The following is a 26638-nucleotide window of genomic DNA, read 5'->3' as shown; positions in this document are numbered from 1 at the left end:
GATTAACCGGACTATTTAGTATCTACTAAATAAAAAACAGGACCTGATATTCATCTATCAGGTCCTGTTTCACATAGACATTATACATGGATATTTTCCACACATTATCAATGTTTGTAATGTAGTTAGCCTTGTGGATCAGCGATAAAATCAGATATTATTTTTTCGATATCGAAAGGAGTAATCCCTTTATCCAAAGAAAAAATGCTTTCTGCTTCTTCGATGTCTTGAACGAGTTCACCTCTAGCTTCAATATGTAATCGGAACAAGTCATATAAATTCGGTTTAACTAAATTAGTTAAAGCCTTTCCAACTAGTATCATACCTTTTTGATTAGCCTCGATGGTATTATCATAAGTTAGATCTCTTGTAAGAGACAAATCTGTCCAAATCAATTTTCGTTCCTTTAAGTCTAAAATAACTGGAATAGAGATTTGGGTGTCGGCAGTAATATCCACTTTATCTTGAACAGTAGAAGGTTCAAATATTTCACCTGAACCAGGATATTGACGAACCATCCAACCAGTAAAGCATTCTGGTAAATCTTTATATGGTTGGTCTGTGTAAGAAAGCAAAGTCATGACTACATAGCGTCCACCATATTTCAGCACAGACGGAATATCGAAATCAATGAATTCAGATGCCCCCTTTGGTGCAGAAGTAATATCTCCACTATGGTAGGCTTTGAAATTTTTTGAACGTAAGTTCGTGAAGGATACATGTTCTTTGTATTGCCAATCTTCGTCGTACATTGCAGCAGACAAATCAATGTCAACGCGTCCTGTATGTTGTCCATTCACATAGCCTTCTTTCCACCATAGGAAAAAACGAATTGTATCTCCTTCTGGCAAATCTACTTTACTTCCTCGAGATAATGTGCGAAGCGCTTTGCTGGCTGAACGTTGAGAGAAGGGAACTAAGTGATTTTTTAACTGTTCATCCAAAAATACTTTTCCGAGACTTGGAAGTTCTGCGAAGCGATTTTTTAAAGTATCTTCACACATTTTTACAATCATTAAACAAATATCCTCTGAGATAAATGGAAGTGTATTTTCAATACCTATAGCTTTTGCTACATTTCCCTTTGGAAAAAAAGTACGAAATTCATTTTTATCATTTCGATGCTTAAAATGAGCCGTGAGTTGAAGTAATACAGGAGTAGAAACGTTTCCTATTATACTTAGAAAATCTTCGAGAATATTGAAAACATCTGTTGACTTATCACTACATAAACGGATTAAATGATCCAAACGTCTGGCAAATTCCCCCGGGCGAGTTTTTAAAAGATTTTTCGCTGTCATGATATCACGATTCAACAAAGCTGCTTCTATTTTTCCATTAAATGTTTCAACTTTAATGTTGTTGCGAAGAATCTCAAATGCTCGGTGGGTTTTTGGGAAACGAGTATGATATTCTGCTGGATGAAGAATTTCACCTAAACGAATCCAACGTTTTTTATATCGAAGCATATCTTCGGTAATGTTTCCGCATTGCTCTAACAATCCTAAAAGGAAGCGTCTTTCTGTTCGGTTAAACTTCTTGAATCGAACGGAGGATGCTAAACTCACATCGCCTTCAGATAAAGCAACTGCAAGGCGAAGAACATCAGTTGCCGTTTTAAAATACTTTGCAACAGCATCGGCTGATATTTTTCTGTTTATTAATAAAACCCCAATTATAAAAGACATATTTTCCTTATGAGGAATTACATTAGGTAGAAAACAGGAAACATCTTCAGTGTGTGTAATAGCCCATTCTACATCTGTCTTATCAGTTGAGGAAATAGAGCTGTTTGCACTAATCAATTGAGAAATCATTTGATTGAAATCTTCTTCACTTCCTAAGTCAATAACTTTCAAATCAACTCTATCTAAAAGAGGAAGTCGTTCTTCTACTTTTGATACAGGTAGGCGCAACGTCACATAATGAATAACGGCATTGATGTATAAATCAGCGTCACTTAAATCCATCATTTGTTGCGGAAAGTTTGGATACATAGGAGTAAACTGAATATGTGCACCAACCATTTCTTTTAAATGTTTTACCAACTCTTTGTAAAACGATGTGAATGCATCAATCGAAAGTGTTTGCAACTCTTCTATTAAAGGCTCGGAAAAAGTAAATCCTAAACTTTCCAAGTTTTTTAAAACAGTGGCTAAATAAATGTTCGGTAGTTTATTTTCTTCTCTTTTTATAATTACTTTCAAACTTCTTCTTATGTAAATAGAATTTTTCATGAGAACGCCGATTATTCACTCCTTATAAAAGAGGGGAATAGTCTGACTGTCCTCCTTTCAGTGGTAGATTTTTATTTTTACATGCATAAACACACTAATTGTAGAAAAATGCACAGAGGTTATATAGCTATTTTTTATTGAAAAATTAGGGGTATAACATTTAGTTGTTAAGTGGTAATTTGTTAATTAAGAAAAGAAAACCTCTACATCAATGGTTGATAAACTAAAGTTTATTCAATCCCAAAGAAGAAAGAGGTTTTATAGTCTAATTATTTTCATAGGAAATTGACAACTCTAAAACAATTTGAAATTTCTAAAAAAGAAGGAAGAATTGTCATAGCCTATGTGTTTAGCAGGAAAGTAACATCCCTATTTCGCCAAAGAAGTTAGAAGGAAGGAACGTCATAGCCTGCTTTATTAGTATATTCTCTTGCGAAGAGCAATTCAAGTATACTGTCTGATTTTTTATATTTTTCTTAAAGGGGAATTTTCATGTTTATCCCGCATCAACGGGTAGCCCGATTGGTGAGGGGGTTAAAGTTTCACTTTATAAATAGGGAGACCATCACATGCCCTTTTTATAATACTATTACGGGAGGATTTTTATTTTTGATATATTATACCATTTATTTAATGGTATAATATGGTATGCGTTCTATGGAATGGAGTTGAATGAGTATTATAAATACAAAAGGTGAAATTAAAAAAACAAAAAGAAAAGTATTACTAACTATACTTACTATGTTAGTAATTATAATTGGATTTGGGTATTGGAAACTTTTTAGTTTGCAAGGTGTTCCAAAAGGGGAATTAATTCGAACAGTGAAATCTCCAGATGGAAAATATCTCATCAAGACTTATTTTCATAATGCAGGATCATTAAGTGCGGATGCTGTTAGGGGCGAATTAGTTAACCTTGATACAGATTCAGAGAAAAATATATATTGGAATTATCCAGATACCGATCCATATATTGAATGGGTAAATAAGAATATTGTTAGAATTGGAGATCAAACTTTAGATATTTCACAGAAAGAAACCTATGATTGGCGTGATGATGATAAGCACGTTAAAGAAATGCCTAAACAGTTTAGTAGATAAAGCAAGAAAATTTAAATTTATTTAATCTTATTCGTTTAACTATAGATAGGATTATATGAGTAAAAAAGTCCATTTAGATTTTTTAAATGGACTTTTTAGGTTTCTAGATACGACTCCTGATAAAAATGGAACAAACTTGTTACTTAGGTTGTCTATTAAGTATACGTATAAAACAGGTGTTCATGATAGTTCGCTCATTTTATGAAAAGGAGATGCAAGAAGAGTGATATCCGATACACTTTTTAATTGTATCAATATGTATAACACCTAGAAAAACCATATATTCTTGAAAGAGGTTGAAAATGTATGATAGTCTTAAACAAGTTTTTTAACATTTTACATTACAAAAAGATGGTACCTGTAGTATTTCTTTCATGTGCAACGCTTATAGGCTGTTCCGATGGTAATACTCAATCTGAATTACCTAAACAAACAAATCAAACCAAACAAGAAACTACCGGTAATGATTCTTTTGCTAAACTTGAAAAAGAATTTGATGCTAAACTTGGTATTTATGCATTGGACACTGATACGAATCAAACCGTTACGTATCAATCAGATAAACGGTTTGCATACGCATCTACCCACAAAGCTTTAGCTGTGGGAGTACTTTTACAAAAGAAATCAATAGAAGATCTAAATCAAAGAGTTTTGTATACTCGTGAAGATCTTGTTAATTACAATCCAATTACAGAAAAGTATGTTGATAGTGGTATGACTCTGAAAGAGCTTGCAGATGCTTCTCTTCGATATAGTGATAATACTGCACAAAATCTTATTCTTAAACAATTAGGTGGACCTAGTGAATTCAAAAAATCACTGAGAGAAATAGGAGATACAGTTACGAATCCTGAACGTTTTGAACCAGAGTTAAACGAAGTGCATCCAGGAGACGTACATGATACTAGTACCCCAAAGGCATTAGCTACTAGTCTTCAGGCTTTTACGCTAGGAGATGTACTTTCAACTGAGAAACGGGATTTATTAATAGATTGGATGAAAAGGAATACTACGGGAGACAACTTAATTCGTGCTGGAGTTCCAGGAGGATGGGAAGTAGCTGATAAGACGGGCTCGGGATCTTATGGGACCAGAAATGATATCGCAATTATTTGGCCACCAAATAAAAAGCCAATTGTTCTTGCGATACTTTCTAATCATGATAAAGAGGATGCTAAATACGATGATAAGCTTATTGCAGAAGCAACCAAAATAGCGCTGGGTGTCTTAAAAGCTAAAAATAAATAATAATAGTATTAGTTATTGAAATTTTCCTGTTTTTCCGTCACAATATTGTGACGGTCTTTTTGTGTATTTTACAAAGAATCGTCTTAAGTAAAGAAAAAAGATAGAAACTATCTCTATTAAGTTTATTAATTAAGTAACAACAAATATATGCTTTATTGTATACTTATTGCATTTAATGTGGAGGAATAATATGGAGTCAAAAATTCTTATTGTTGATGATGATAAAGAGATTAGAAATCTTATCTCTGTATATCTGGAAAATGAAGGCCTAAAAACTCAAAAGGCAGAAGATGCTATACAAGCTTTACAACTGTTAGAAGAAAAGGAATTTGATTTGATTATTTTAGATATTATGATGCCGAATATGGATGGCATTGAAGCGTGTATGAAAATTAGGGAAGATCGTAATATGCCTATCATTATGCTATCTGCAAAATCTGAGGATATAGACAAAATTCAGGGCTTAGCCTCTGGTGCAGATGATTATTTATCAAAACCGTTTAACCCACTAGAATTAATCGCTAGGGTAAAATCCCAATTAAGAAGGTTTAAAAAATACAATACGTCCATAGAACATAATAAAAGTATTCTAGAAATTGGTGACTTAACCGTAAATACAGATACATGTCAAGTATGGGTAAGAGGAAAAGAAACAAGGTTGACTCCAAAAGAGTTTGCTATTCTCGAATTACTTGCCCGCAACAAAGGGGTTGTCCTGAGCGTTGCAAAAATATATGAAGCAGTTTGGAAAGAGGTTTTTTATAAATCAGATAATACCGTCATGGTACATATTACAAAAATAAGAGACAAAATTGAAGAGGACTCTAAACATCCTATTTATATTAAAACTGTTTGGGGAATTGGATATAAAATATGAAGAATGTTAGTTTTAGAAATAAGATTATTATAAAACTTCTTGGTGCTGTTGCAGTTAGTTTTTTTATTTCATTTGGTTTAACAATCCTCATTTTGGCATACGTCATAGATCCATTATTTATAAAACACGAAGAATTTGATATGTTTGAATTCAATTTGGTATTGTTGTTCTTATTCGCGTTCGCAATCTTTAACTTTATAATAATTTTTTTGATATTGGTTCGAAAGAAAATAGTATATCTGAAGCTCATTTCGGATAATGTAAATGATATTGCAAATGGAAAACTAGGTCTGACAATTGGGATTAAGGGGAAGGACGAACTGACCCAACTTGCCCAAAATATCAACTATATGTCTAAGGAATTGGAAAATACATTTGAACAGGAAAGACGATTAGAACGTACGAAAAATGAACTCATAACGAACGTATCTCATGACTTACGCACACCGTTGACATCTATTATTGGTTATTTAGATTTATTAAAAAGAGGGCAATACGACAGTAAAACACAATTACAGGAATACCTTGAAACCACTTATTCAAAGTCACAGAGACTGAAATATTTAATTGATGAGCTGTTTGAATATACTCGTTTATCAGGCATAGATGCTAAGTTAAATCTTAATGAAGTTGATTTATCAGGTTTGTTGGAGCAAATAGTTGGAGAATACATTCCTATATTTGAAAAGGAAAGTTTAATCGTTCAAAAATCTATCACGGAAGAAACAATACCTATCTTCATAGATGTAGAAAAAATGGTACGCGTATATGAAAATCTCTTTATGAATGCGATAAAGTACAGCATGAAACCATCCGAATTATCCGTATGTCTTGAATTAATGGATAACAAAGCAATGTTGAAAGTGTCAAATAAAGTCGAGAAACCGCCTGTTAGCGATCCGAATAAATTGTTTGAAAGGTTTTTCAGGGGGGACAAGGCAAGAAAAGATGACCAGGGAAATGGTCTGGGGCTTGCTATTTCAAAAAGAATTGTTGAACTTCATGATGGTAATATACATGCAGAATATAAAGACGGCTGGATGTCCTTTATTGTTGAACATCCAATCAAATAGACTGGCTTATGGAATTACAGATTCCATAAGCTTTTTTTTATAAAACTTAAGAATTCTTAAGAATTTTACAGGGTGTTTCCTAATTTTCATAGATTATCATGGATGTATTCAAAGTGATGAGGTGAGTGAAGAAGATAAAAGGAAAGATTTCATTGTGGCTTAAGGGTGGATGCAACATGACTATTTTGTTAGTAGTAAACAAACATAGTAGCTTATTGTAATGAAATAAAAAAACGTAGGAGGATATATATGATAAAACCAGTTGTAGATGTAAAAAATATTCAAAAATTGTACGGTAAAAAAGGTGAGAATCAATCACACGCATTAAAAGGTGTATCATTCTCAATTCAAGAGGGGGAGTTTGTCGGTATTATGGGGCCATCTGGTTCTGGTAAAACAACATTATTAAATGTAATTTCAACGTTAGACACAGCAACGGGCGGCGTTGTTCAAATTGCAGGAACGGATATTACGAGAATGAAGCAAGGTGAACTTTCTGATTTTCGTTCGCAAAAGTTAGGGTTCATTTTCCAAGACTTTAATTTATTAGAGAACTTATCTATTTATGAGAACATTGCACTTCCACTTTCACTTCAAGGTGTTTCATCTCGTAATATTGGAAAGAAAGTAGAAAAAGTAGCTGATATGTTAGGCATTACAGCTATACTTCAAAAGTATCCTTCTGAAGTATCTGGTGGACAAAAGCAACGTTCCGCAGCAGCACGTGCGTTAGTTCATGAACCAGCAATTATTTTGGGAGACGAGCCGACTGGAGCTCTAGATTCTAAAAATGCAACGAGTTTACTTGATGCCATGACAAGCTTAAATAAAGAGCAAGGTGTATCCATTATGATGGTTACGCATGATCCTTACAGCGCAAGTTACTGTCAGCGTATTTTATTCATTCAAGATGGTGAGTTATATAAAGAAATTCATCGCGGTGGTACCCGTGAAGAATTCTATAAAGAAATTTTAGACGTGCTTGCAAACTTAGGCACACAAAAAGCGTAAGAAAGGAAGTTCAATTATGTTATTTAAGCTTTCTATGTCAGGCCTAAAAAGTAAGTTGCAAGATTACATTGTTTTACTTGTTGGTCTTATTGTCTCTATTTCAACTTTTTATATGTTTCAAACGCTAGCATCCAATAAAACGTTCCTTGAATCTAACTCTTCTATTAGGGATATTGTGGCTGTGTTTAAAATTGGTTCCTTTTTGTTAGCGGTTATCACATTTTTCTATATTTTATATGCAAACTCTTTCTTATCAGCTCTTCGTCAAAAAGAGTTTGGTATGTATATGATGTTAGGTGCAAAAAAGCATAAAGTTACATTACTTATGTTTATCGAAACAATCGTATTAGGCGCTGCATCTCTTTTGATTGGAATTACAATTGGTGTAGGATTTGCAGAAGGTATCGGTCAGTTATTAATGAAACAACTCGAGTTTGCTGGTGAAGGTTATAAAGCGTTTTATCTGCCATCTATAGCTATTACTTGCGTCTTTTTCTTTGTACTATTTGTATTATCGGCAATTATGAATAGTATTAAATTATCTCGTATTTCTGTACTGCAACTTGTACATGCAGATGAACAAACAGAACGTGTTGCCATAAAAGGAAAAATGACAGTTGTAGTTGCATTCCTTGGTATTCTTTTATTAGGTATTGGTTATGCATCACTGATTTATATGTCATATGCAAATTCGCTAATTATTTTGGGATTAATGGCCGTTGGATTAATCTCAGCAACCGTTGGTACTTACCTTATATTTGGATCCCTTCTCCCAGTTATGATTAACAAGCTAAAGAGTAATAAAAAACGTAGTGAAAAAGGCCTCAATGCTTTTACTTTTGCACAATTAAATTTCCGCATTAATGGTCTAACAAATGTGCTTGCAACAGTAACAATCTTAGTGGCTCTTGGTGCTGGTGGAATTGCTTGTGGTATGGCATTTAAAAACAACATCCTAAAAATTACAGATCAAATACAAATTTACGATTCAGTCATTCATAATCCAACAGCGGAAGAAAAGACAATTTTGGGTGATATCTTATTTCAAGAAAAACTAGAATATCATTACAAAGTGGATAATAAGTATGTTTATTATTTAAAAGAAGATGTAGAGAAAAATCACCCTTTCTCGCAAGGTATGAAAAATGAGAAAATTTCAGAGGAATTACCAATTGGTGCATTTTCAATAAAACGGGCGGAAGGAGAGACAGACACAAAACAATGGATTCAGGCTTTCAGAACGATCCAACCAGATTATTTATATCCTGATTATGAAATAAAAATTGTAGAACAAAACATATACGATGGGTTGAAGGGTAAAGAAAGTACTGTGTTTATAGGGAAAACAGATGATTTTGGATCATACATAAAAGAATGGAAAAAACTTGATGAATTACAGATAGCAAAATATAAAAATGTGAAAGCGGAAGAATTGGGTAGTAAGTATCAAACATATATTATGAGTCATGATTTTGCCAGCGGACTAATGTTTATGGGCTTTTTCGTTGGAGTTGCATTTTTAGCAATGATGGCAAGTTGCTTAATGTTTAATGTTCTGTCGGGAGCATCAAAAGATGTAGCACGTTATCAAATGCTTCGTAAAATTGGTGTTCGCCGAGAATTATTAACAAAATCAATCTATAAAGAGTTATTCTTCATATTCTTATTCCCAGCAATTGTGGGGATTACTCACATATCAGTTGGTATGAACATGTTTGGAGCGCTTTTAATCGATCCGTACTCTCGCATTTGGTTACCACTTGTTATTTTTGTAGTAATTTATTCGATGTATTACTGGATTACTGTTCAATTATTTAAAGGAATTGTACTCCCTAAAAAAGATTAATGTAATGATGTTATTTATACGAAGTATCAACATAATCGGCCCCGTGTTATTGATTATACTGATTAGGAGGAATTTTGTTTAGTTAGCTTGATAGCGATAGGGTACCATCAAACACCCATCAAGTTAACAAATATAAATACCCTCAGAACAAAAATCCTGAAAGACACTTTCTTAATTTTCATTCTAGAGAATATCCGTTTCTTAAGTTAATAGTTTTGAGGCATTTCTTTTTCTTAAACTGTTGAATATAAGTACCCTCTAGTATAAATTTTACCATTGGAACAAGTGATTTTAACAACGTTAGGAGTGTTTCCTACAGCACAACGTAATTTGTGTTACATAGCAAGAAAAATAATCAAAATTTAAAGCGTGAAAAAGAAGCACCAAAGCAAGTAACATTGGTGTTTCTTTTTTTTGCTTTCGGGCACAGAGGTTCCTACAGCACTATTATAAAAGCGTAAGGGATTTGTAAGGAATAGGTAAGAAAAAAGAGATTTTCATTGTATATGATAAAAATATAAAGTGGCGCGAAGGGGGAAAGAGGTACGACTTATATATGAAAAACAAACCAGTAACAAGAGTGTTTTAAAGAAAAGAAGTAATTTCTAGAGTTAACATACATGTGGAAAAAGAGAAAGAAGGCATTGTATATTGAAGTTTGTTTATAATAGTTTTTAACCTGCTAGAAGGGATCGTAAAGTAGATTGTTAATCGCCTTGAAAATTTCTATTTCCGTATAATACTATGCATGCCGTATTAAAAATTTGAATTATGAAGGGAGAATTAATAAATATGAGCACGAGAAAAAGAATAGTAAGTAAGTTACTACTTGTCAGTGCAATTTGTACCATAACCATTCCTTCGGTTTCATATGCGGAGGAAGTAATTTTATCTAAAAATCTCGAGGATTATCCAAACTTATTTGAGGGACGGAATAAGGATGTATTGAAAAGAAGTTTATATCAAAATACATTTAATAATCCATTTAGTCACCAAAATAAATCGACATTAAAGGAAACAAACACAAATATAAAAAAAATAGACAATATTGAAGAGGGAAATCCTGTTATATCTACTGCTTTTTCATTTGTCCGTTCTATGCATACTGAAGATTATAAATCTGCATTTGATTTAACTTCTCGATCATTACAGAAAATAATATCTAAAAAGTGGCTGAAGAACTATTGGGAAGAACTGCCTACGCAAGTACAAAAAGGTTCTTTTATAGAAATTGGAGAGGTCACACAAAAAGAGAAAAATTCTATTCATACAAATGTAGAGATTCAATTAGTTTTTGAACAAATGACTGTACCTTTACTAATAAGACTAGATCCATCTGGAAAAATAGATGATTTTCAACTCAGTATGCCGTTTAGTCCTGTTGCAGATCGGCCATCATATAGTAAGCCTGAATCATTTATTGATAAAGGAGTAGTAGTTGGAAGTGGTGCATTTCCATTACCAGGAACATTATCTGTTCCAAAGGGGAAGGGCCCTTTTCCAGCGGTTATTCTTGTTCATGGAGCTGGAGCAGCCGATCAGGATTCAGCAACATATGCTTTAAAACCATTTCGTGATTTAGCTGAAGGTCTTGCCTCGAAAGGAATTGCTGTCCTTCGCTATAATAAACGAACCTATGAACATGGATTGAAAACAGAACTTAGTCCGTTTTATACAGTTGATAAAGAGACAACAGATGATGCACTTCTTGTGACTCATTTTCTTCAAAATGAACCTATGATAGATAAGAATCAAATTTATATTCTTGGTCATAGTCAAGGTGGAATGATGATTCCGAGGATAATTGAAAAAAATCAAAATCAAAATATTGCTGGGGCAATTGTGATGGGAGGAGCGGGCAAGGCATTCACAGACAATGTTTTAGATCAACTGGAGTATCGTCTTTCTATTGGAGAAATGAAACCAGAAGAATATAAATTTTTCAAATCGCAATTTGAATTATTAAAGGATCCTAATTTTTCTAGTCAGAATCCTCCAAAGGATTTTTCTTTAGGACCACCAGTATATTGGGATTCTATCCGTAAAATTAAAGCAGCAGAAATGTCAAAAAAACAAAAAACACCGCTTCTTATTCTTCAAGGAGAAAGAGACTATCAAGTTCTATCAAAAATTGAAATTCCTTATTGGAAAGAACAATTAAAAGAGAGAGATAATATTGATTATCGACTATATCCAAAGTTAAATCACTTCTTTACAGAAGGGAATGGAGAATTAAGTAAACCGGATGAATATTATAGTCCCGCTAATATCCCTGAGTATGTTATAAATGATATTGCTACTTGGGTGCAAGGAAGAGCGAAATGAAATTAGCAACCATATTTTTAAATAGCTATTTTCAGAGATAACTAGTGAATTAGGGGGCATTTGGCTTAGAGGAATCCTCACATGAAAATAGTTCTGTAGGTGGAGAAATTACGAGATAATTATTTCGAATTAGAAAGGAATAATTATCAGATGAAAAGACCTGAAACTGGCTTCCGTATAGCAATAATAAAGATGTTTAATTTCTAATATAGAAAACAATAGCGTTGCTACATTCAATAGGTAGTAACGCTATTTAAAGTTTTTTAAAACAGGGTGAACTTTTTTAAAAAATTACCTATCAAAAATGATATTCAATTAAATTCGTAAGTTTATCCTTTACTGTACCTTGTAACTACATTTTACCTTGCTGTAAAGAAACAAAAAAACATTTTTTTATTCAATAATTCCAATTTCTAGAGCCTTTTGAACAGCTTCTTCTTTGTTACAGACTCCTAGCTTTGTATAAGCTGTAGAAGCATAATTTCTGACCGTACCATTTGACAAATATAACCTTGATGCTATGGTAGTGTATCGAAGTCCCTTTGCTACTAGCTGCAATATTTCTATCTCTCTAGCCGTTAGCTCATAAGCGGTTGCTTTTGATTGTGGTGTCTCTTTTTGCTCATCAAACTTCTCAAATATTTTGTGAGACATTCCCTGATCAATCAGTGTCCCACCTTTGTGAATAAGTCGGATTGTATTAGCTAGCTCCAACGTTTCAATAGATTTGAGTAAAAAACCATCCGCACCGTTGCGAAGCGATTCCAACGCCTGTTCGGTATCTTGAAACGTTGTAAAAATCAATATGCGGATATGTGGCCATTGTTGTTTAATCTTTTTGGTTGCTTCGATTCCATCCATGTGCTGCATATCTAAATCCATAAGTATAACATGGGGTTGAAGGCGCCCACACAAATCGATGGCTTGATTGCCATCCTCAGCCAAGCCGACTACATTTAAATCTTCATATCTATCGAGTAGTGTCCTCAAACTTTCCCGAACAAATGGCTGATCGTCTACAATTAACAAACGAATAAGTCCATCTTTTATTTCAGTTTGTCGCGGTATGGTGCATGTAACAAGCATTCCTTCCTCTGGCTTTGTATATACAGACAAATGACCTTGCAAGTTCATTGCTCGTTCTTTCATCGCATTCATACCGAAGCCTTCCTGCCATTCTACATTTCCTTTTCCATTATCTTGAACTTCTAACCTCGTATATTGTTGTTCAAACTGCAATGAAACTATAATTTCAGTCCCTTGACCATGACGTACTGCATTCGTAAGGGACTCCTGTAAGCAACGAACGAATGTGATCTTCGCTTGCCGAGATAGTTGATATTCCTCTCCGAATGTCCTAAAACTTACATTTACCTGAGCGTGCTCCTGAAATTCGGCTCCAAGATTTTGTAGAGATTGAATCAAGGAAGACGATTGACACGGAGAATCCATTTGATGTAGGTAACCTCTCACGTCCTCAATGCTTTTACGTCCCATTTCAAGCAGAGAATCTAGCCTCTGTATACCCATTTCAGTAGCAAGTTCGGTACGCAGCGTTTCCATCCCCATAATAATAGAAGTATAAGCGTGACCAACTGTATCATGAAGCTCACTCGACAGTCTGTTCCGTTCTTCTGCCAGTGTAATACGTTCAATCTGAGACATATATTGCTCAAGTACCGCGTTTTGTTTACGAATCGCTTCATTTTGCTTATGATTGACGATTAATAAATGGAAATTACATAAGCAAGTCCATAGTAGGTAACCATAATCCAATAGTTATTACTTGGCGCAACCGCATAGAAAATTCCAGTTGTTATAAAAACTGTTGTTGGAGCTGTCCAATAATAGGACAAATGCTGACTATTCGCAGCAATCAGAAAAGCCGATATAAGAAATGTAACGTTAGCTCCCGGAAATAAAGAAGTTAAATATATACACAGTCCACCATATAGCAGTATTTCTGTGAACAAATAATATTTATAATTGAACAGTAAGGCTACCCATGGAATCGAGAAGGCAACAATTTCCCAAAGAATAATAATCCAAAGTGGCAATGTTAAACTATCCTGAAAATCTAATGTGGTTATGGCGATAGAGACACTAACAAGTATACGGACTCCTAACATAATCCAATCGTACCAAAACCAATACTTAACCATATCTAACAAGTCATTTACCCCCTAAATAGCCTACCTTTTTACTTCCTATATTATAAATTAATCCTTCATACATTGTTGTACTTTTTAATTTTACACTACAATTCTCTCATAGAAGGTAAACTTCTATTGATTTAGTTGCCGGATCATGCTATGTGTATAGCCTCCAATTTTCTTTGTCAAACCATCTACTATTTTAATACTTATGGCAGTAAATACTATACCCATAAACATTACAAAGAGTGACTTGGAAAACGTATCTATCTGTATGAAAATAATATTCATTTCGATGTAGCGATACAGTATTGGTGCCAACAGGAACATAAGTGGCATTACATAAAAAATAATTGCACTAATGAGACTGAAAATGCCAATCACAAATTTCTGCATTAACCAAAAGACAGCAGACCAAGTACGACGATCTGTAAGCACTAATTTCACCTGAGACCAGTTTGATGTATCTATTGTTATACTTCTATCATAAGAGTCTGTTGAAATATCTGTATAAATTTTCGTTTGTATGCGCTCGAATTGGATAAAAGGTGTAGTAGTCTGTAGTACGCGTATAACTAGTGGAATTCCAATTACCGTAAATGAAAGGGTGAAGCTGAATAGCAGAGCTATTAGATAAAAACAAAAATAAAACAATCCTGTAACGAAAGTTAGCAATAAAAAATAACCATTCTGTATGAATCTTGATTTCATAAAGTTCATCGCTCCTGTCTATGTAATAACCGAATCATACTGCTCTTTTTGTCATTCTCACTAGTGTAAAAGTGTCATATGACAGTTTTAAATGATGCTAAAAAGGGGAGAGCAACCTACTTCTGGTTAAAAAAAGCTGCTTTTATTAATCCTCTACAAAACAATCCCATGCTTGCATCTGCAAGCATGGGATTGTTTTGTATTTTTATTTAATATGAGATGGACTTGTTTTGCGAATATGAAAAATAATATCAAATTGCTCAAGCAATGACGTATCAAAGTATGCCGATTCGTTGGGTAAAAGTCGTGCCCCTATACTTAGTAATGGTCTTTTTGTTTTAACCCATTTCTCTGCTGGTCCTTTAAGGTGACGGTTATCCAATAAAAACATTTTATATGGTACTTTTCCAAGGGTATAATTGAAACTATTTACATCTTGTGGAATCGGATCCGTTTTAATCTTATCTTGGGTGTCGCTGTATAAGGTGAAATTCCCCTCCGTAGTTGTACTGCCAATTGTGACATAATTATTGTCTAAACGTTCCTTCAAATACTGCCCCGCAACATAAGGGTATAATTTCTCATCGATAATTCCTTTAGCTATATGAATATTGTGTCCCCATACCATCGTTTTACCACCCAATGTCTCTTGTGCCCACATTGCATGATCGGTCAAGTATTGCTCATGTAGCTTTAACACACTTGGATAGTCGTTAGGAATTAGCATTGTGGTATATTTCTCTATTACACTTGCCGTTGCTTTCGCCCAGATGTACTCAGGTGAAACTATTTCTGTGTTGGCTTGCCCATTCTCATCTTTTAGTAATTGGGCTACTCTCTCAGCGTTTGCTTTGAAATTTTCTTTTGTTTCAGGAGCAAGGTCCATATATTCCTTTATACTTCCATTAAAAGCCGACAATTCTTTATAATTTTCTTCTACTTCTGCCAGCAAATCTGGTCGATGTAGCCTTACATAATCAATTACTTTATTAAAGCAATCTTGGTCCAACTCCTTTAAGTCGAGCCCAATAAATTGGATCTTTTTTTTATTGGATGGATTAGCATTATAATCTTTCATCCAGTCAATCATGGCTATAATTTCATCAGTAGGATATAACAAGTTTAAAAATTCTCTAGGGTTTCCTTTTCCTGTTTGGATATATTCATTTAGTTTTAAGCCGTTTCCCCAATCTTCTTCCATTGTGAAATTTGTAAAACCCATCTCAGTAACCAAATATTTCACAAGGCGAAACTTCATAGTGAAAATTTCAGAGCTTCCATGAGTATTCTCTCCTAATCCTACATATTGTGCGCTCCCAATCATTTTCTTAAGTGGTTTTAAATCCTCAAATGATTTTGACGGCTCTATCGTTTTTAATGGGTAAGCCTGTGATTGTATGGATTTAACTATATTTTTTTGTATTGATTGACCTGAATTTTCGACTGCTACTGTTTGAGCCTCTCCTACTTCTACACATCCTGTGACTAATAAAGCTGTACTAACCATTGCAATTATGCTTTTCTTATTCATTTTTTCCACCTCAATTGAATTATTTGTAAAGCAAGATTGATTCATTGTACTTGCACGAATCAATTGCCTTAATTCAATTGTTATCTATTCCATATCATATTTTCTAGTTACATATTGTCATAAGGTTAATTGACACAGGTCATAGACTAATCATTACACTTTTGTACTATCGGTTATGACAACTTATAAATAATAATTACATTGATGAGTCGTAAGTAAGACTAGACTATAAATTGGGGAGGGATTTTAAAGATGAATGAATCTGTATACAAAAATATTTTTATTCTAAGTTGTGTCTGTGGAAATGACAAGAAGTAAATTCGATAAACAAGTGAATTATAGGGGAAGGGCGGATTAAAATGATATTACACGCAAAATCGTTCCACAATAAAGATAAAATCCAACGTGCTAAAATAGGACTTCAACTCTTTCTGAGTATCTTAATCATTACTTCTATTATCCTAAATGTAGTAGTAATAATTACGAAAAGTATGCCGCTTATTGTGGTATATATGTTTACCCCAGCATTTTCTTCTATTTTGACTCGCATAATACTGAAAGAAGGGTTTAAAGATGTATCTTTTAGTCTCGGTAATTTAAAGATATGGAAGGGGATCGGTTTTGCTCTGCTAATCCCTATGATTATTTGTGGAATTACTTATTCTATCGCCTGGTTGAGCGGAATTGCGGGGTTTCAGTATCCCGAAGTTGGTATGTTTATTTTAGAACCGATCTACAATATGCTTGGGCTTCAGTATGTAACGGCACCATTCAGCTTCATTTATCTAGTAGTATTGAGCGGCATTTTCGGAAGTTTGCTTGGCTTAATCCCAGCTTTGGGAGAAGAAATGGGTTGGCGAGGTTATATGCTCACAAGGCTAGTCGATGCAGAGTTTTCACGGCCCATCCTTATTAGTGGATTGATTTGGGCAACGTGGCATGTTCCAATAGTTATTGCTGGTCTATATGTAGCGGGCCCATCTGTCGTTCTTTCAGTACTTGGTATCTATCTTTGTATTGTACCATTCGGTTATATTATAGCTTATTTACGACTTATCACAGGTAGCATTTGGCCTTCGGTTATCATCCATGCTACTTGGAATGCCATTATTCAAGGACCTTTTACACGTGCAAGTACAGGGTATCAAACTGAGATTTGGATTGGAGAATCTGGCTTGATAACCGCTATTATTATCTTGATTACTGCAATAATTACGTCTCGAATCGTAAATTTTACTAAATAGCATACGGATGTGTTTTAAATTCAATTAGTGAAATATGACGAGGCGAAATAAGATGCTCCTAAAAATATTAGAAAAAATCTAGTTGAACAGACTCTTACTTAATCTTAGGCTGCTAGATATGTGGGTACATCAAGCTAAGAAAATAAACTTGGTTGCCATAAAAAACATAATGTTTTCATTTAAAGGCTATGAGATGAAATTTCATCATCTTCATCAAGTTTGACCTTCAGGAAATAAAAAGTTAAACGATTATACAAATACTCTAACTGAAAAAACGATAGTCCTTCTACATTTTAGATAGAAGGACTATCGTTTATTTTTTTGACAAAATTAGGAGGTGATGTTTATAAAATGGATAATATAATTCGTATTTTACGTAAAGAGAAAAAGTTTTCCAAAGAAGATGTAGTTAATTCCTTTGGTATAACGGTTGATTGAAATTTCATTTTATAACTTGTAAAGGGCTGTGCAATGCATCGTACTATTGAAAAATCTAAATTTAATCATTAAATTGCGATAAAATGTGGTCGGAAATAATGAAATTTTAGGAAAAATAAGGTACACTAGTCTATGATTTTAATTGAAAATCGTTTGACGTTAATACATACGGGGGAAAGATTGATGAACAACAATACAACAAATGAATCAGTTGAAGAAATTGATCAAAAACGAGTAAGATCAAACAAAAGTTATACAAATTGGAAGTTTATCGCAGCGGGTATTGGTGTAATTGCACTTCTTATTGGGGGAATGAGTTATTATCAGGCAACTCACTTCAATTCGAATGTTACAATTAATGACACAAAAGTTGGTGGTCTGAGCGCTGATCAGGCAATACAGAAATTAAAGACATCTGGACTAGCAAACAAAGTCTATGTTGATCAACAACAAATTTTAGATGAAAAAGATACAAAAACGGAACTTACGGAAAAAGATTTGCCTCAAGTTAAGAAACTATTAAAAAACCAGTGGACATTTTTCCCTTCCTCAAAGGGAGAAAATTATTCATTGCTACCAGAGAAGGCAGATCAGTATCGTAGTGAAACGATGAAAAAACTTGTAGAAGAAAAGCTCATCTCTATGAATGAAAAGTTAAAAGCGCCTCAAGATGCTATGGCGAAGCTAGAACAAGGAAAAATTGTTATTTCGAAAAGTGTTGAAGGAAAACAGTATGACGTTACTAGTCTACTGAAAGATTACGATAAGCAAAAATATAAAAGCGAAATTCATCTGAAGTCTGCATACATAAAACCTATTAAAGAAGACGATCCGATTGTCAAAAAAGAGGAGAAAGCGCTACAGAATCTTCTTGGGCAGTCTGTTGAGTATAAAGTGCAGAATGAAGTTTATCCTTTAAAAGCGAAAGATTTAATTCAAAATGCTTCTATCTCAAAGGATATGAAAGTTACAATTGACGCGAGCGACATTAAGAATAAAATTACTGAAATTAATAATGCCAAATCAACATTAAATAAAGATTTCTCATTTAAAACGCATTCCGGTTCAGTCATATCAGTAAAAGGGCAAGGCTACGGCTGGGCACTAGATGTTGAAAAAGAAACTAAACAAGTTCAACAAGCCTTTGAGAAAGGCGAAAAGTCGCTTTCTGCTTCTAATATTCACGGAAATGGTTGGGAGAAGGAAGGTATCGGTTATAAAACAACATCGAATAATGGCATCGGAGACACGTATGCAGAAGTTTCAATTGCAGAGCAACAAATTTGGATTTACAAAGATGGAAAATTAGTTGTCACAACAAATGTAGTAACGGGTAAACATAGCACGAGTGAAGATACATCACCAGGTGTGTGGTACGTTCTATATAAACGAACACCATACACGCTGAAAGGAAGCGCAGTAGGTAAAGCTGATTATGCAGTTAAAGTAGATTACTGGGTTCCATTCACAAATAGTGGTCAAGGATTCCATGATGCAGGCTGGCGAAAAGACTGGGGAAATAATGCTTATTTAACAGGGGGATCAGGTGGGTGTGTAAACCTGCTGCCTAACGTTGCAAAAACTGTATATGATAGTTTGAACACGTATGATCCAGTTATTGTGTACTAGAAAATAGGTACGTATCAAGAAATAAGGCAGGAAATTTTACTTGATGGTATATGAAAAAACACCTCTTGAATTCGCATGCGAAGTATGTAAATTCAATGGAGGTGTTTTTTGTTTGAAAACAAGAGTTCATTGCTTATAAGAAACAAAGTAGGAAGAGGTTGAAGTGAAGAAACAGGTATTCAAACAGTCAATAAAATTGACATTGAATATCATTTTCACTTATTATGGAATCATTGCATTTAATTAGACATGACTTTTTTATTAATATAATAGATTTCTAATAAGGTGTCCCATTTAATAATTTAAACGTAGGAAAGGGTAATATAAAAATGAACTGGAAAAAAGGCGGATTATGGATTATTATTTTTTTCATTGTAAAAGGTACGATTTCAACATTGTTAATCGTTACAGGTGCTAAATATTTTGATTTATCATTTATGCAACTTTTTGTACTAATACTGGTCTTATTACTGATTTCTCTCATAAGCCGAAAATTACTGTATAAACATAAACAAAACAAAAAGCAAAAAGAACTAAATATATAATGAAGCCCCAGAGACCTTTGGATTTCTGGGGTTTTATTTCGATAGTTTTTTCGCATGTATATCAATTTAACAGAATAGGTTGTCCAAAATGATAAAATCGATGATGTTTAAAATGCGTCAGTTATTTTTACATAAGGATTGTAGAGAGTCTTTAAATATCAATTTTTATTTTGAAGCGACAGACGCGCATAAATTATGCTGGTTTTTCAATTGGTAGTTTAAATGTAAAAGTACTGCCTTCTCCTAATTCACTTTCAACTGTAATTTTTCCTCCGTGTAGTTCGACAATCCATTTTACCATCGACAATCCTAAACCTGTGTTTCCGGTGCTTGAAGATGTTCTTGCTGCGTCAACTCGATAGAAGCGGTCCCATATTTTCGTAATATGTTGCTCGCTGATGCCTATGCCATTATCGGAGACTTTACCTATTATGTTGGTTTCATCACGGAACAGTTGCATATGCACAGTGCCGTTCGCTTTGCTATAAGCAATCGCATTCGTTAGTAAATTCATTAATAAACGCATCATCAATGTTTGATCTGCTTTCATAAACAGGTCTTCCTCTATATGAGTTGTGATATCAATCGAAGCTTCTTGAACCATTAATGAAAGCTCTTCTACAACGATTTCCGTTAATTCACTCATATTGATACATTCAAATTGGAAAGTATTATGATTTTCTTGGTCAGCTCTTGCTAATAATAAGAGTTGTGAGATTAGCGCGGACATTTTACGTGATTGCTTTAAAATTACTTCTAAAGATTCTTCCATTTCTTTCGGATTATTCCTCAGTGATAAAGCGTATTCGCATTGCGAAATAATAACAGATGTTGGTGTTCTTAATTCATGAGATGCATCAGATGTAAATTGTTTTTCACTTTCGAATGATGTCTCCAATCGCTCAAACATTTTGTCAAAGGTTTGTGCTAAATGATACATTTCGTCTTTCGATGAACCTTGTAAATTAATTCTCTTCGAAAGGTCTTTACCATCACCAATTTCACTGGCTGAATCACTCATTTGTTTCACAGGTCGAAACGCTCTTTTCGTAATAAAATATCCTCCCACTGCCGCAATGAGAATAAGTAATGGAAATGTGATGAGTGTTACCACGATAAGCGTATTCATTGTTGATGATAATTGGTTCATCGTCATTATTCCACGAACCCAGACTTGCTCATCGCCACCTGCATTATGGAGAAAATCATATACTATCCATTCTTTATTACCATTTTTAATGGCTTGTATTTCATCGGATTTAAGCGATACCTTTTTATTAAAGCTTGTTGGACTACTTCCTGCCAATAGCTCACCTTGCTTACTATAAATGAGGAGATTTACTCCATCTTCTAAAGTTTCAAAATCATCGTCAATCTTTAACTGTCCATGCTTATATTTGATATCTTCAATACTTTCTTTTACTGTGCTCTTTAATTGATTTTTCATATTAAAAAGCACAACTTTATCTGAAGAAGCTAAAATAAAAGCTAACACGAGTGCCATAATAATTACAACTAACCCCGTATACCAAAGGGTTACTCTCATTTTTATTGATAGTTTTTTCATGATTCTACTCGCAATACGTAACCAGTTCCTCGTACTGTATGAATTAACTTCGTTTCAAACTGGCTATCAATTTTTTTACGAAGATATCGGACGTAAACATCAATAATATTCGAGCCACCTTCATAGTCGTAATTCCACACATGTTGCTCAATTTTATCTCGTGTCAACACAACTTCTTTATTACGAATCATATATTCTAAAATAGCAAATTCTTTACTGGAAAGAGTGATAACCTGGTCTCCTCTTGTTACTTTATGCATATTACAATCTACCACTAGGTCAGCGAGTTCAAATACATTAGATGTATTTCCTGTTTTTCTTCGCATTAACACTCGAATTCTTGCTAATAGTTCATCAAAAGCAAACGGCTTTACTAAATAATCATCCGCACCTAAGTCGAGTCCTGTTACGCGATCATCAATTGTATCTTTAGCTGTAAGAAGCAAGACAGGAGTTGTATTATTATCCGCGCGTAACCTTTGTAATACTTGTAAACCATCTATTCCAGGAATCATAATGTCAAGCACAATCAAGTCATAGGTAGCCATGTTTATATAATCCAAGGCATCTTCGCCATTCCCACATGCATCGACACTATAATATTCTGCATTTAATCGTTTCACCAATATATTTTGTAAGTCTTGTTCATCTTCGACAATAAGAACTCGCATTAACATTCTCCTTTTCCTCTTATTAATATGTATCACTATAATTCCAAAACATTAAAGAAAGATTAGAAACTATTTAATTATATCATTTTATTTTTTTGTACATTAATCTTCCTTTAATGTTTGTTCAGTAATATAAAGGCAAGGATAAGGTGCACATGTAAAGGGAGGAAAACAGAATGAGAAAGTGGATGTTGATTGGAGCAATGTCTTGTTTATTCTTAACAGCTTGTTCTACTCAAGCTGATAACAATACAGAAGTGCAACAACTGAAAGTGAAAAATGATAAATTACAAAAAGAAGTTGCTCAACTACAACAAGAACCAAATAAAATAGGGCCTGCTACGAATGATACGAAGCAAACACAAGATTTCAAAAACGAATTCACATCTATTGTAGAAAAGGCAAATAACACGAAACCAGTTGGAGCAAAAGAAGAAAACTTAAATACGTACTTAGCAGCAAAAAAAGAAATTGACCAATTGGATGAAAAGATAGATCTATCTGATAATCAGCTAGAAGCAGATTATCACGCTGGAACGATAACTGTTGAACAATATCAAACGCAAGAAAGAGAACACGATATACTGGAAGATCAATTAGAGCAAGCAGAAAATGCACTTGAAGCAAGATTTGGAATAGATGATTAATCATGAAGGAGTGGATGAAAATGTTAAAACATAAAAAGAAAATAATTATAAGTGTAATTGCTATTTTAGTAAGTGGTATTGCTATTGTTAGTGGATATTATGGTATGGGTTACAATTATGCAAAAAAGAATGAAAACTACACAGAGAAACAAGTTCGTGAAATTTCTTTAGCTCATACAAATGGAGAAATTATTAATGTGAAAAAAGAATTCGAATTAGAAGATGACAACTTAGCACAATCAAAATTTGAATATGAAGTGGAAATTAAGACACCTGATAATCTGTTAAATATTTTAAAAGTTAGTGCTAGAACAGGTACAATAGAAATCAATAATGAAGATTAAATAAATATCGACAAATAAAATATTACGTACTTGATTTTTGTTATCGATAGCGAAGAAAAAGACGGTTCCCTAATTTTACAAGGGAATCGTCTTTTTTTTGTTCTATGGATCTATGCATTTTTTATACTTTCCTATCCTGGTGCGGTTTTAGGGTTCTTGTCTGTTATTGGATTAACTGAAAAACTGTATAAAACCTTGTATACCCTTAGTGTGGTTTTTTCTGAAATACTGGCGGTACCCCGTCGCTATCAATCTAAGCTCATACAACGTCAATTATATTAGGGGGTGTTTCAGTTCTCGTTTCTTTTTCATAAGCAGTAATTGCCGCATTTGCAATATATTAGAAGAACAAAGTAGAATGGCAATCAATTGCCCATACAAATGGCATTCCAATCGTTCTCGTTTTATCTTTTTACAAGGATGGATATGAAAGAATGACTTCCACTTATAAGAACGTGAAGAAGTGTTGATGCCGGTTGGAACTGTGGTAAAGGTTGAGGGTGGAATCTAAGGGAATATCAGAGATGTGCATGAAAGGTTATTAATCCATCTTCTATAAAATCGTGGGATTATATATGCACTTATTATCCTGGAGATTTTAAAATAAAACCTATCTAATTATAGAAGTGATTTGAACGTAAGGAAATTGTAAGAAATGGATAAGAAAAAAGAAATTTTTATTGTGTAGGATACAAATATAGAGAAGCGTAAAAGAGGGAGGGTAAATAGGATACATTTATACGAAAAACAAACTAGTAATAAGAGCATTCTATTGGTGGCAATTACTGAAAGAACAGAATACTCACTACAGTTCCTACAGGAAAGGGAAGAATCAATGGATATGGTCTAGGAATCTATGAAATTATATTTCCTAACGGTGTCCCGATATGGGAACATACAGATGTTATTCTAGGATTTGATACTTTTGCTGGAGGGGCATATGTTGACGGCAATTTCAACAGTATGGGTAGAGCCGAGAATACTGGTCTTTTTAAAAGTATTTTACTTGTTGAATATAGACAGTAGGGATAAAGCCAGAATAGTAGTTTATGTGATGTTTGTAATTGAACAAATAAAAGATGAAATCGATCATTTATCTAAGGAGGAATTTTTCTTATGGAAAATAAATTATCTGGAGTGTTAGCCGCTACCTTAGCTCTAACGATGAGTCTACCAACAGGAGCGATAGCGTCTTCTAGCAGTAAGGCTCCGGTTGTATCTAGCCAAGAAGTTGCTAGCAAAGATTTGGAGAAGATTGCTGCAGAGAACGCTGAACTACTCACGAAGTCCTATGAGACGACTAGCGTGCAGTATGCGCTGATTGATAATGGTAAACTTATTTTGTCGGGGCAGACAGGTAAGAACGACATAGAAGGGAAAGAACCATTAACTAAAGATACTCTATACGGAATTGGTTCAACCAGTAAAGTATATACGGCTGCGGCTGTTATGAAACTAGTAGACGAAGGAAAAGTTGATTTGGATGCTCCTGTTGCCCGCTATATTCCTGATTTCAAAATGAAAGATAAACGATATAAGCGCATTACACCGCGTATGCTGTTGAATCACTCCTCGGGTTTGCAAGGTTCGACGTTCAATAATGCATTTTTATTTAAAGATAATGATGCTTATGCCCATGATATCTTGTTGCAACAATTGTCCAACCAAAACTTGAAGGCAGACCCTGGCGCGTTCTCAGTATACTGTAATGACGGTTTTACACTGGCTGAGATCTTGGTAGAAAGAGTCAGCGGTATGAGTTTTACTGAATTTCTACATCAAAAGTTTACAGAGCCATTAAAACTGAATCATACGATAACATCGCAAGACAAATGGGAAGATGAAAAGCGGGCTGGACAGTATTCTCCGACATACCAGGGACAGCTTCCAAGTGAAATGGTAAATGTGATTGGTACGGGAGGAATCTCTTCTACTGCAGAAGATGTGGTGCGATTCTCACAAATATTTATGGGACAGGGAAAAGAAATTCTCTCTAATAAAGCAGTCAAGGCGATGGAACAAGAAGAATATAAAAGAGGCATGTGGCCGGAAGATAGCGAAAACGTGTTCAACTATGGTCTTGGCTGGGATAGTGTGAAACTATACCCATTCAGTGAATATGGGATAAAAGCGTTGACTAAGGGTGGGGATACGGTACTGCAACATGCCACATTGGTCGTGCTTCCAGAACAGAAGATGGCAGCAGCTGTATTGTCCTCCGGCGGCAGCAGCACGACAAATCAACTGTTAGCAAACAAATTACTGTTAGCTAGGCTTAAAGAGAAAGGGACAATTAAGGATATAAAACCAGATAAATCCTTCGGCAAGCCAGTCAAGGCTAAAGTACCTCAAGACGTGGTAAAAAAAGCAGGTTTTTATGGAAATATCCAAAGCCATTTCAAAATAGAAATTACGAAGAAGGGAGAACTGTTTTTACCAACTAAACCGGAAGAAAAATATGTATATACGGCGGATGGAAGCTTTATAAATGAGAAGGGTACCTCCAAGCTTAACTTCGTCACAGAGAAGAATGGAAAAGTTTATTTGAGAGAGAGCACATATGAATTATCGCCGGGATTGGGGCAAAATGTGCTGACTCACTATTTAGCCCAGAAATTAGAAAACAATGTGTTACCGAAGAAAACAGTTGCTGCATGGGCGAAGCGTGAGGGTGGCAAGTTCTACCTCGTTAACGAAAAATTTAATTCTATGAACTATCTAGGACAACTAATGCCTCTTAACACACAAATTACGATCAAGGATGGGTATTGGGACGGCAAAAAAATTACAGGTCCAAATTCGGCAATGCATCAAATTCAGATTCCCGTGATGAATGGGCGGGATACGAAGGAAGCACATTTCTATACAGAGGATGGTACTGAATATATGGAGATGGCCAGCTTTTTATACGTCAGTGAATCTAACGTGAAATCCCTTGATGCAGGTCAATCAACGAAAGTTACACTGCAAAAAAATGGGCATGCGAAATGGTTTACGATTCCGCAAGAGGCAGCAGGGAAAACGATGAATGTGGAGTTGCCATCAGGAAGTTCATTCGCGGTGTATGATGGGAATGGAGTATGCGTCAATTTTAGCGTTGTTAGTGATAATAACAAAGTGAAACTACCAGAGAACGGAACGGTTGTATTTGCTGGCGCACCGAACTCCGAATTTACAGTCGCATTGAACTAGCTACAACTCGGGATAGACTTCAATAAAACAGTGCGACATGGAAAAGATATTTTATTTGTATCTTAAGTATTACCTTAAATGATATTACACTTAAATTCTTAGCTTAATAGCAATGGGATAGCACCACATGTCTACCAACCTAAGAAAATAAATCAAACCCATGTCCATCAAGCTAGTAAAAATAAATACCCCAAAAATAGTAAAATTGACATTCTCAGAGTAAAAATGTAAAAAATTATTGTTTAGGG

19 protein-coding genes and 2 pseudogenes are annotated in these 26638 nt (G+C 34.4%); 14 read left to right on the top strand and 7 right to left on the bottom strand.

All coding sequences use genetic code 11. The annotated features are described in order from the left end of the window. Positions 1–125: 125 nt before the first annotated feature. The gene (locus tag JFU02_RS04945) at positions 126–2237 is read right to left on the bottom strand and encodes a TerD family protein (RefSeq protein ID WP_141527029.1); all 2112 of its coding nucleotides are present in this window, start codon (positions 2235–2237) and stop codon (positions 126–128) included. A gap of 672 nt (positions 2238–2909) precedes the next feature. Between JFU02_RS04945 and JFU02_RS04940 the strand changes: the two genes are divergently transcribed. The 7 genes from JFU02_RS04940 to JFU02_RS04910 all read left to right on the top strand — a co-directional run bounded on the left by JFU02_RS04940 (position 2910) and on the right by JFU02_RS04910 (position 11718). Beyond that, on the top strand, positions 2910–3338 hold the full coding sequence (locus JFU02_RS04940) for a DUF5412 domain-containing protein (RefSeq protein WP_000022540.1): 429 nt from the start codon (positions 2910–2912) through the stop codon (positions 3336–3338). Positions 3339–3644: 306 nt separating this feature from the next. Then, entirely contained in the window at positions 3645–4586 is a 942-nt protein-coding gene (gene bla, locus JFU02_RS04935; RefSeq protein WP_061666929.1) for a class A beta-lactamase, read from the top strand. A gap of 190 nt (positions 4587–4776) precedes the next feature. Then, positions 4777–5463, top strand: a complete 687-nt coding sequence (locus JFU02_RS04930) for a response regulator transcription factor (RefSeq protein ID WP_000444080.1) — start codon at positions 4777–4779, stop codon at positions 5461–5463. Beyond that, positions 5460–6536, top strand: a complete 1077-nt coding sequence (locus tag JFU02_RS04925; protein ID WP_201070190.1) for a sensor histidine kinase — start codon at positions 5460–5462, stop codon at positions 6534–6536. The genes JFU02_RS04930 and JFU02_RS04925 overlap by 4 nt, the downstream gene beginning before the upstream one ends. A 249-nt stretch (positions 6537–6785) precedes the next feature. Then, positions 6786–7547, top strand: coding sequence for an ABC transporter ATP-binding protein (locus JFU02_RS04920; protein ID WP_000595172.1), 762 nt, complete (start codon positions 6786–6788; stop codon positions 7545–7547). 16 nt (positions 7548–7563) lie between these two features. Continuing rightward, entirely contained in the window at positions 7564–9393 is a 1830-nt protein-coding gene (locus JFU02_RS04915; RefSeq protein ID WP_201070187.1) for an FtsX-like permease family protein, read from the top strand. A gap of 792 nt (positions 9394–10185) precedes the next feature. Continuing rightward, positions 10186–11718, top strand: a complete 1533-nt coding sequence (locus tag JFU02_RS04910; RefSeq protein ID WP_201070184.1) for an alpha/beta hydrolase — start codon at positions 10186–10188, stop codon at positions 11716–11718. A 393-nt stretch (positions 11719–12111) separates the two neighbouring features. Here JFU02_RS04910 and JFU02_RS04905 read toward each other — a convergent pair. The 3 genes and pseudogenes from JFU02_RS04905 to JFU02_RS04895 all read right to left on the bottom strand — a co-directional run bounded on the left by JFU02_RS04905 (position 12112) and on the right by JFU02_RS04895 (position 16113). Beyond that, positions 12112–13889: pseudogene (locus JFU02_RS04905) on the bottom strand (hybrid sensor histidine kinase/response regulator transcription factor). A gap of 114 nt (positions 13890–14003) precedes the next feature. After that, entirely contained in the window at positions 14004–14582 is a 579-nt protein-coding gene (locus JFU02_RS04900) for a sensor domain-containing protein (protein WP_201070181.1), read from the bottom strand. 205 nt (positions 14583–14787) lie between these two features. Continuing rightward, positions 14788–16113 (bottom strand): erythromycin esterase family protein, encoded by a 1326-nt coding sequence (locus JFU02_RS04895; protein ID WP_201070178.1) that lies wholly within the window; start codon positions 16111–16113, stop codon positions 14788–14790. Between the two features lie 359 nt (positions 16114–16472). Between JFU02_RS04895 and JFU02_RS04890 the strand changes: the two genes are divergently transcribed. From JFU02_RS04890 to JFU02_RS04880, 3 genes are all read left to right on the top strand, one after another. Beyond that, a complete protein-coding gene (locus JFU02_RS04890) occupies positions 16473–17357 on the top strand; it encodes a CPBP family intramembrane glutamic endopeptidase (RefSeq protein ID WP_000600463.1) in 885 nt (294 codons plus the stop codon). 621 nt (positions 17358–17978) lie between these two features. Continuing rightward, a complete protein-coding gene (locus JFU02_RS04885; RefSeq protein WP_001064081.1) occupies positions 17979–19424 on the top strand; it encodes a L,D-transpeptidase family protein in 1446 nt (481 codons plus the stop codon). 329 nt (positions 19425–19753) lie between these two features. Next, positions 19754–19969 (top strand): hypothetical protein, encoded by a 216-nt coding sequence (locus JFU02_RS04880; protein ID WP_001104092.1) that lies wholly within the window; start codon positions 19754–19756, stop codon positions 19967–19969. 193 nt (positions 19970–20162) lie between these two features. Here the strand turns inward: JFU02_RS04880 and JFU02_RS04875 are convergent, their stop codons facing one another. After that, positions 20163–21536: a sensor histidine kinase gene (locus tag JFU02_RS04875; protein ID WP_061665906.1), complete on the bottom strand. Its 1374-nt coding sequence runs from the start codon at positions 21534–21536 to the stop codon at positions 20163–20165. Continuing rightward, positions 21533–22207 carry a response regulator transcription factor gene (locus JFU02_RS04870; protein ID WP_098838669.1) on the bottom strand — a complete coding sequence of 225 codons (675 nt, stop codon included), beginning with the start codon at positions 22205–22207 and terminating at the stop codon, positions 21533–21535. The genes JFU02_RS04875 and JFU02_RS04870 overlap by 4 nt, the downstream gene beginning before the upstream one ends. A 176-nt stretch (positions 22208–22383) precedes the next feature. On the opposite strand from JFU02_RS04870, the gene JFU02_RS04865 reads away from it, so the two are divergent. Together JFU02_RS04865 and JFU02_RS04860 are read left to right on the top strand one after the other, a co-directional pair. Continuing rightward, positions 22384–22854, top strand: coding sequence for a hypothetical protein (locus tag JFU02_RS04865; RefSeq protein ID WP_201070175.1), 471 nt, complete (start codon positions 22384–22386; stop codon positions 22852–22854). 20 nt (positions 22855–22874) lie between these two features. Then, positions 22875–23198, top strand: a complete 324-nt coding sequence (locus JFU02_RS04860) for a PepSY domain-containing protein (RefSeq protein ID WP_000912134.1) — start codon at positions 22875–22877, stop codon at positions 23196–23198. Between the two features lie 291 nt (positions 23199–23489). On the opposite strand, the pseudogene JFU02_RS04855 reads toward JFU02_RS04860, so the two are convergent. Next, positions 23490–23642, bottom strand: a pseudogene (locus tag JFU02_RS04855) (IS4 family transposase); the annotation flags it as partial. A gap of 496 nt (positions 23643–24138) precedes the next feature. Here JFU02_RS04855 and JFU02_RS04850 point away from each other — a divergent pair. Further along, positions 24139–24342, top strand: a complete 204-nt coding sequence (locus JFU02_RS04850) for a hypothetical protein (RefSeq protein ID WP_000954377.1) — start codon at positions 24139–24141, stop codon at positions 24340–24342. Further along, positions 24315–26390 (top strand): serine hydrolase domain-containing protein, encoded by a 2076-nt coding sequence (locus JFU02_RS04845; protein ID WP_000428431.1) that lies wholly within the window; start codon positions 24315–24317, stop codon positions 26388–26390. Before JFU02_RS04850 ends, JFU02_RS04845 begins: the two co-directional genes overlap by 28 nt. Positions 26391–26638: the final 248 nt, after the last annotated feature.

Origin of the sequence: Bacillus sp. TH13, from assembly GCF_016651175.1 — a bacterium.
Lineage (GTDB): Bacteria > Bacillota > Bacilli > Bacillales > Bacillaceae_G > Bacillus_A > Bacillus_A thuringiensis_S.
The sequence above is the reverse complement of the archived record's forward strand: the minus strand, read 5'-3'. Positions and strand labels throughout refer to the sequence as shown.

Excerpts from the sequence above, each read along its gene's own strand:
- JFU02_RS04945 (WP_141527029.1), bottom strand. The coding sequence starts at position 2,237 with ATGAAAAATTCTATTTACATAAGAAGAAGTTTGAAAGTAATTATAAAA.
- JFU02_RS04940 (WP_000022540.1), top strand. The coding sequence starts at position 2,910 with ATGAGTATTATAAATACAAAAGGTGAAATTAAAAAAACAAAAAGAAAA.
- bla (WP_061666929.1), top strand. The coding sequence starts at position 3,645 with ATGATAGTCTTAAACAAGTTTTTTAACATTTTACATTACAAAAAGATG.
- JFU02_RS04930 (WP_000444080.1), top strand. The coding sequence starts at position 4,777 with ATGGAGTCAAAAATTCTTATTGTTGATGATGATAAAGAGATTAGAAAT.
- JFU02_RS04925 (WP_201070190.1), top strand. The coding sequence starts at position 5,460 with ATGAAGAATGTTAGTTTTAGAAATAAGATTATTATAAAACTTCTTGGT.
- JFU02_RS04920 (WP_000595172.1), top strand. The coding sequence starts at position 6,786 with ATGATAAAACCAGTTGTAGATGTAAAAAATATTCAAAAATTGTACGGT.
- JFU02_RS04915 (WP_201070187.1), top strand. The coding sequence starts at position 7,564 with ATGTTATTTAAGCTTTCTATGTCAGGCCTAAAAAGTAAGTTGCAAGAT.
- JFU02_RS04910 (WP_201070184.1), top strand. The coding sequence starts at position 10,186 with ATGAGCACGAGAAAAAGAATAGTAAGTAAGTTACTACTTGTCAGTGCA.
- JFU02_RS04900 (WP_201070181.1), bottom strand. The coding sequence starts at position 14,582 with ATGAAATCAAGATTCATACAGAATGGTTATTTTTTATTGCTAACTTTC.
- JFU02_RS04895 (WP_201070178.1), bottom strand. The coding sequence starts at position 16,113 with ATGAATAAGAAAAGCATAATTGCAATGGTTAGTACAGCTTTATTAGTC.
- JFU02_RS04890 (WP_000600463.1), top strand. The coding sequence starts at position 16,473 with ATGATATTACACGCAAAATCGTTCCACAATAAAGATAAAATCCAACGT.
- JFU02_RS04885 (WP_001064081.1), top strand. The coding sequence starts at position 17,979 with ATGAACAACAATACAACAAATGAATCAGTTGAAGAAATTGATCAAAAA.
- JFU02_RS04880 (WP_001104092.1), top strand. The coding sequence starts at position 19,754 with ATGAACTGGAAAAAAGGCGGATTATGGATTATTATTTTTTTCATTGTA.
- JFU02_RS04875 (WP_061665906.1), bottom strand. The coding sequence starts at position 21,536 with ATGAAAAAACTATCAATAAAAATGAGAGTAACCCTTTGGTATACGGGG.
- JFU02_RS04870 (WP_098838669.1), bottom strand. The coding sequence starts at position 22,207 with ATGCGAGTTCTTATTGTCGAAGATGAACAAGACTTACAAAATATATTG.
- JFU02_RS04865 (WP_201070175.1), top strand. The coding sequence starts at position 22,384 with ATGAGAAAGTGGATGTTGATTGGAGCAATGTCTTGTTTATTCTTAACA.
- JFU02_RS04860 (WP_000912134.1), top strand. The coding sequence starts at position 22,875 with ATGTTAAAACATAAAAAGAAAATAATTATAAGTGTAATTGCTATTTTA.
- JFU02_RS04850 (WP_000954377.1), top strand. The coding sequence starts at position 24,139 with ATGTTGACGGCAATTTCAACAGTATGGGTAGAGCCGAGAATACTGGTC.
- JFU02_RS04845 (WP_000428431.1), top strand. The coding sequence starts at position 24,315 with ATGGAAAATAAATTATCTGGAGTGTTAGCCGCTACCTTAGCTCTAACG.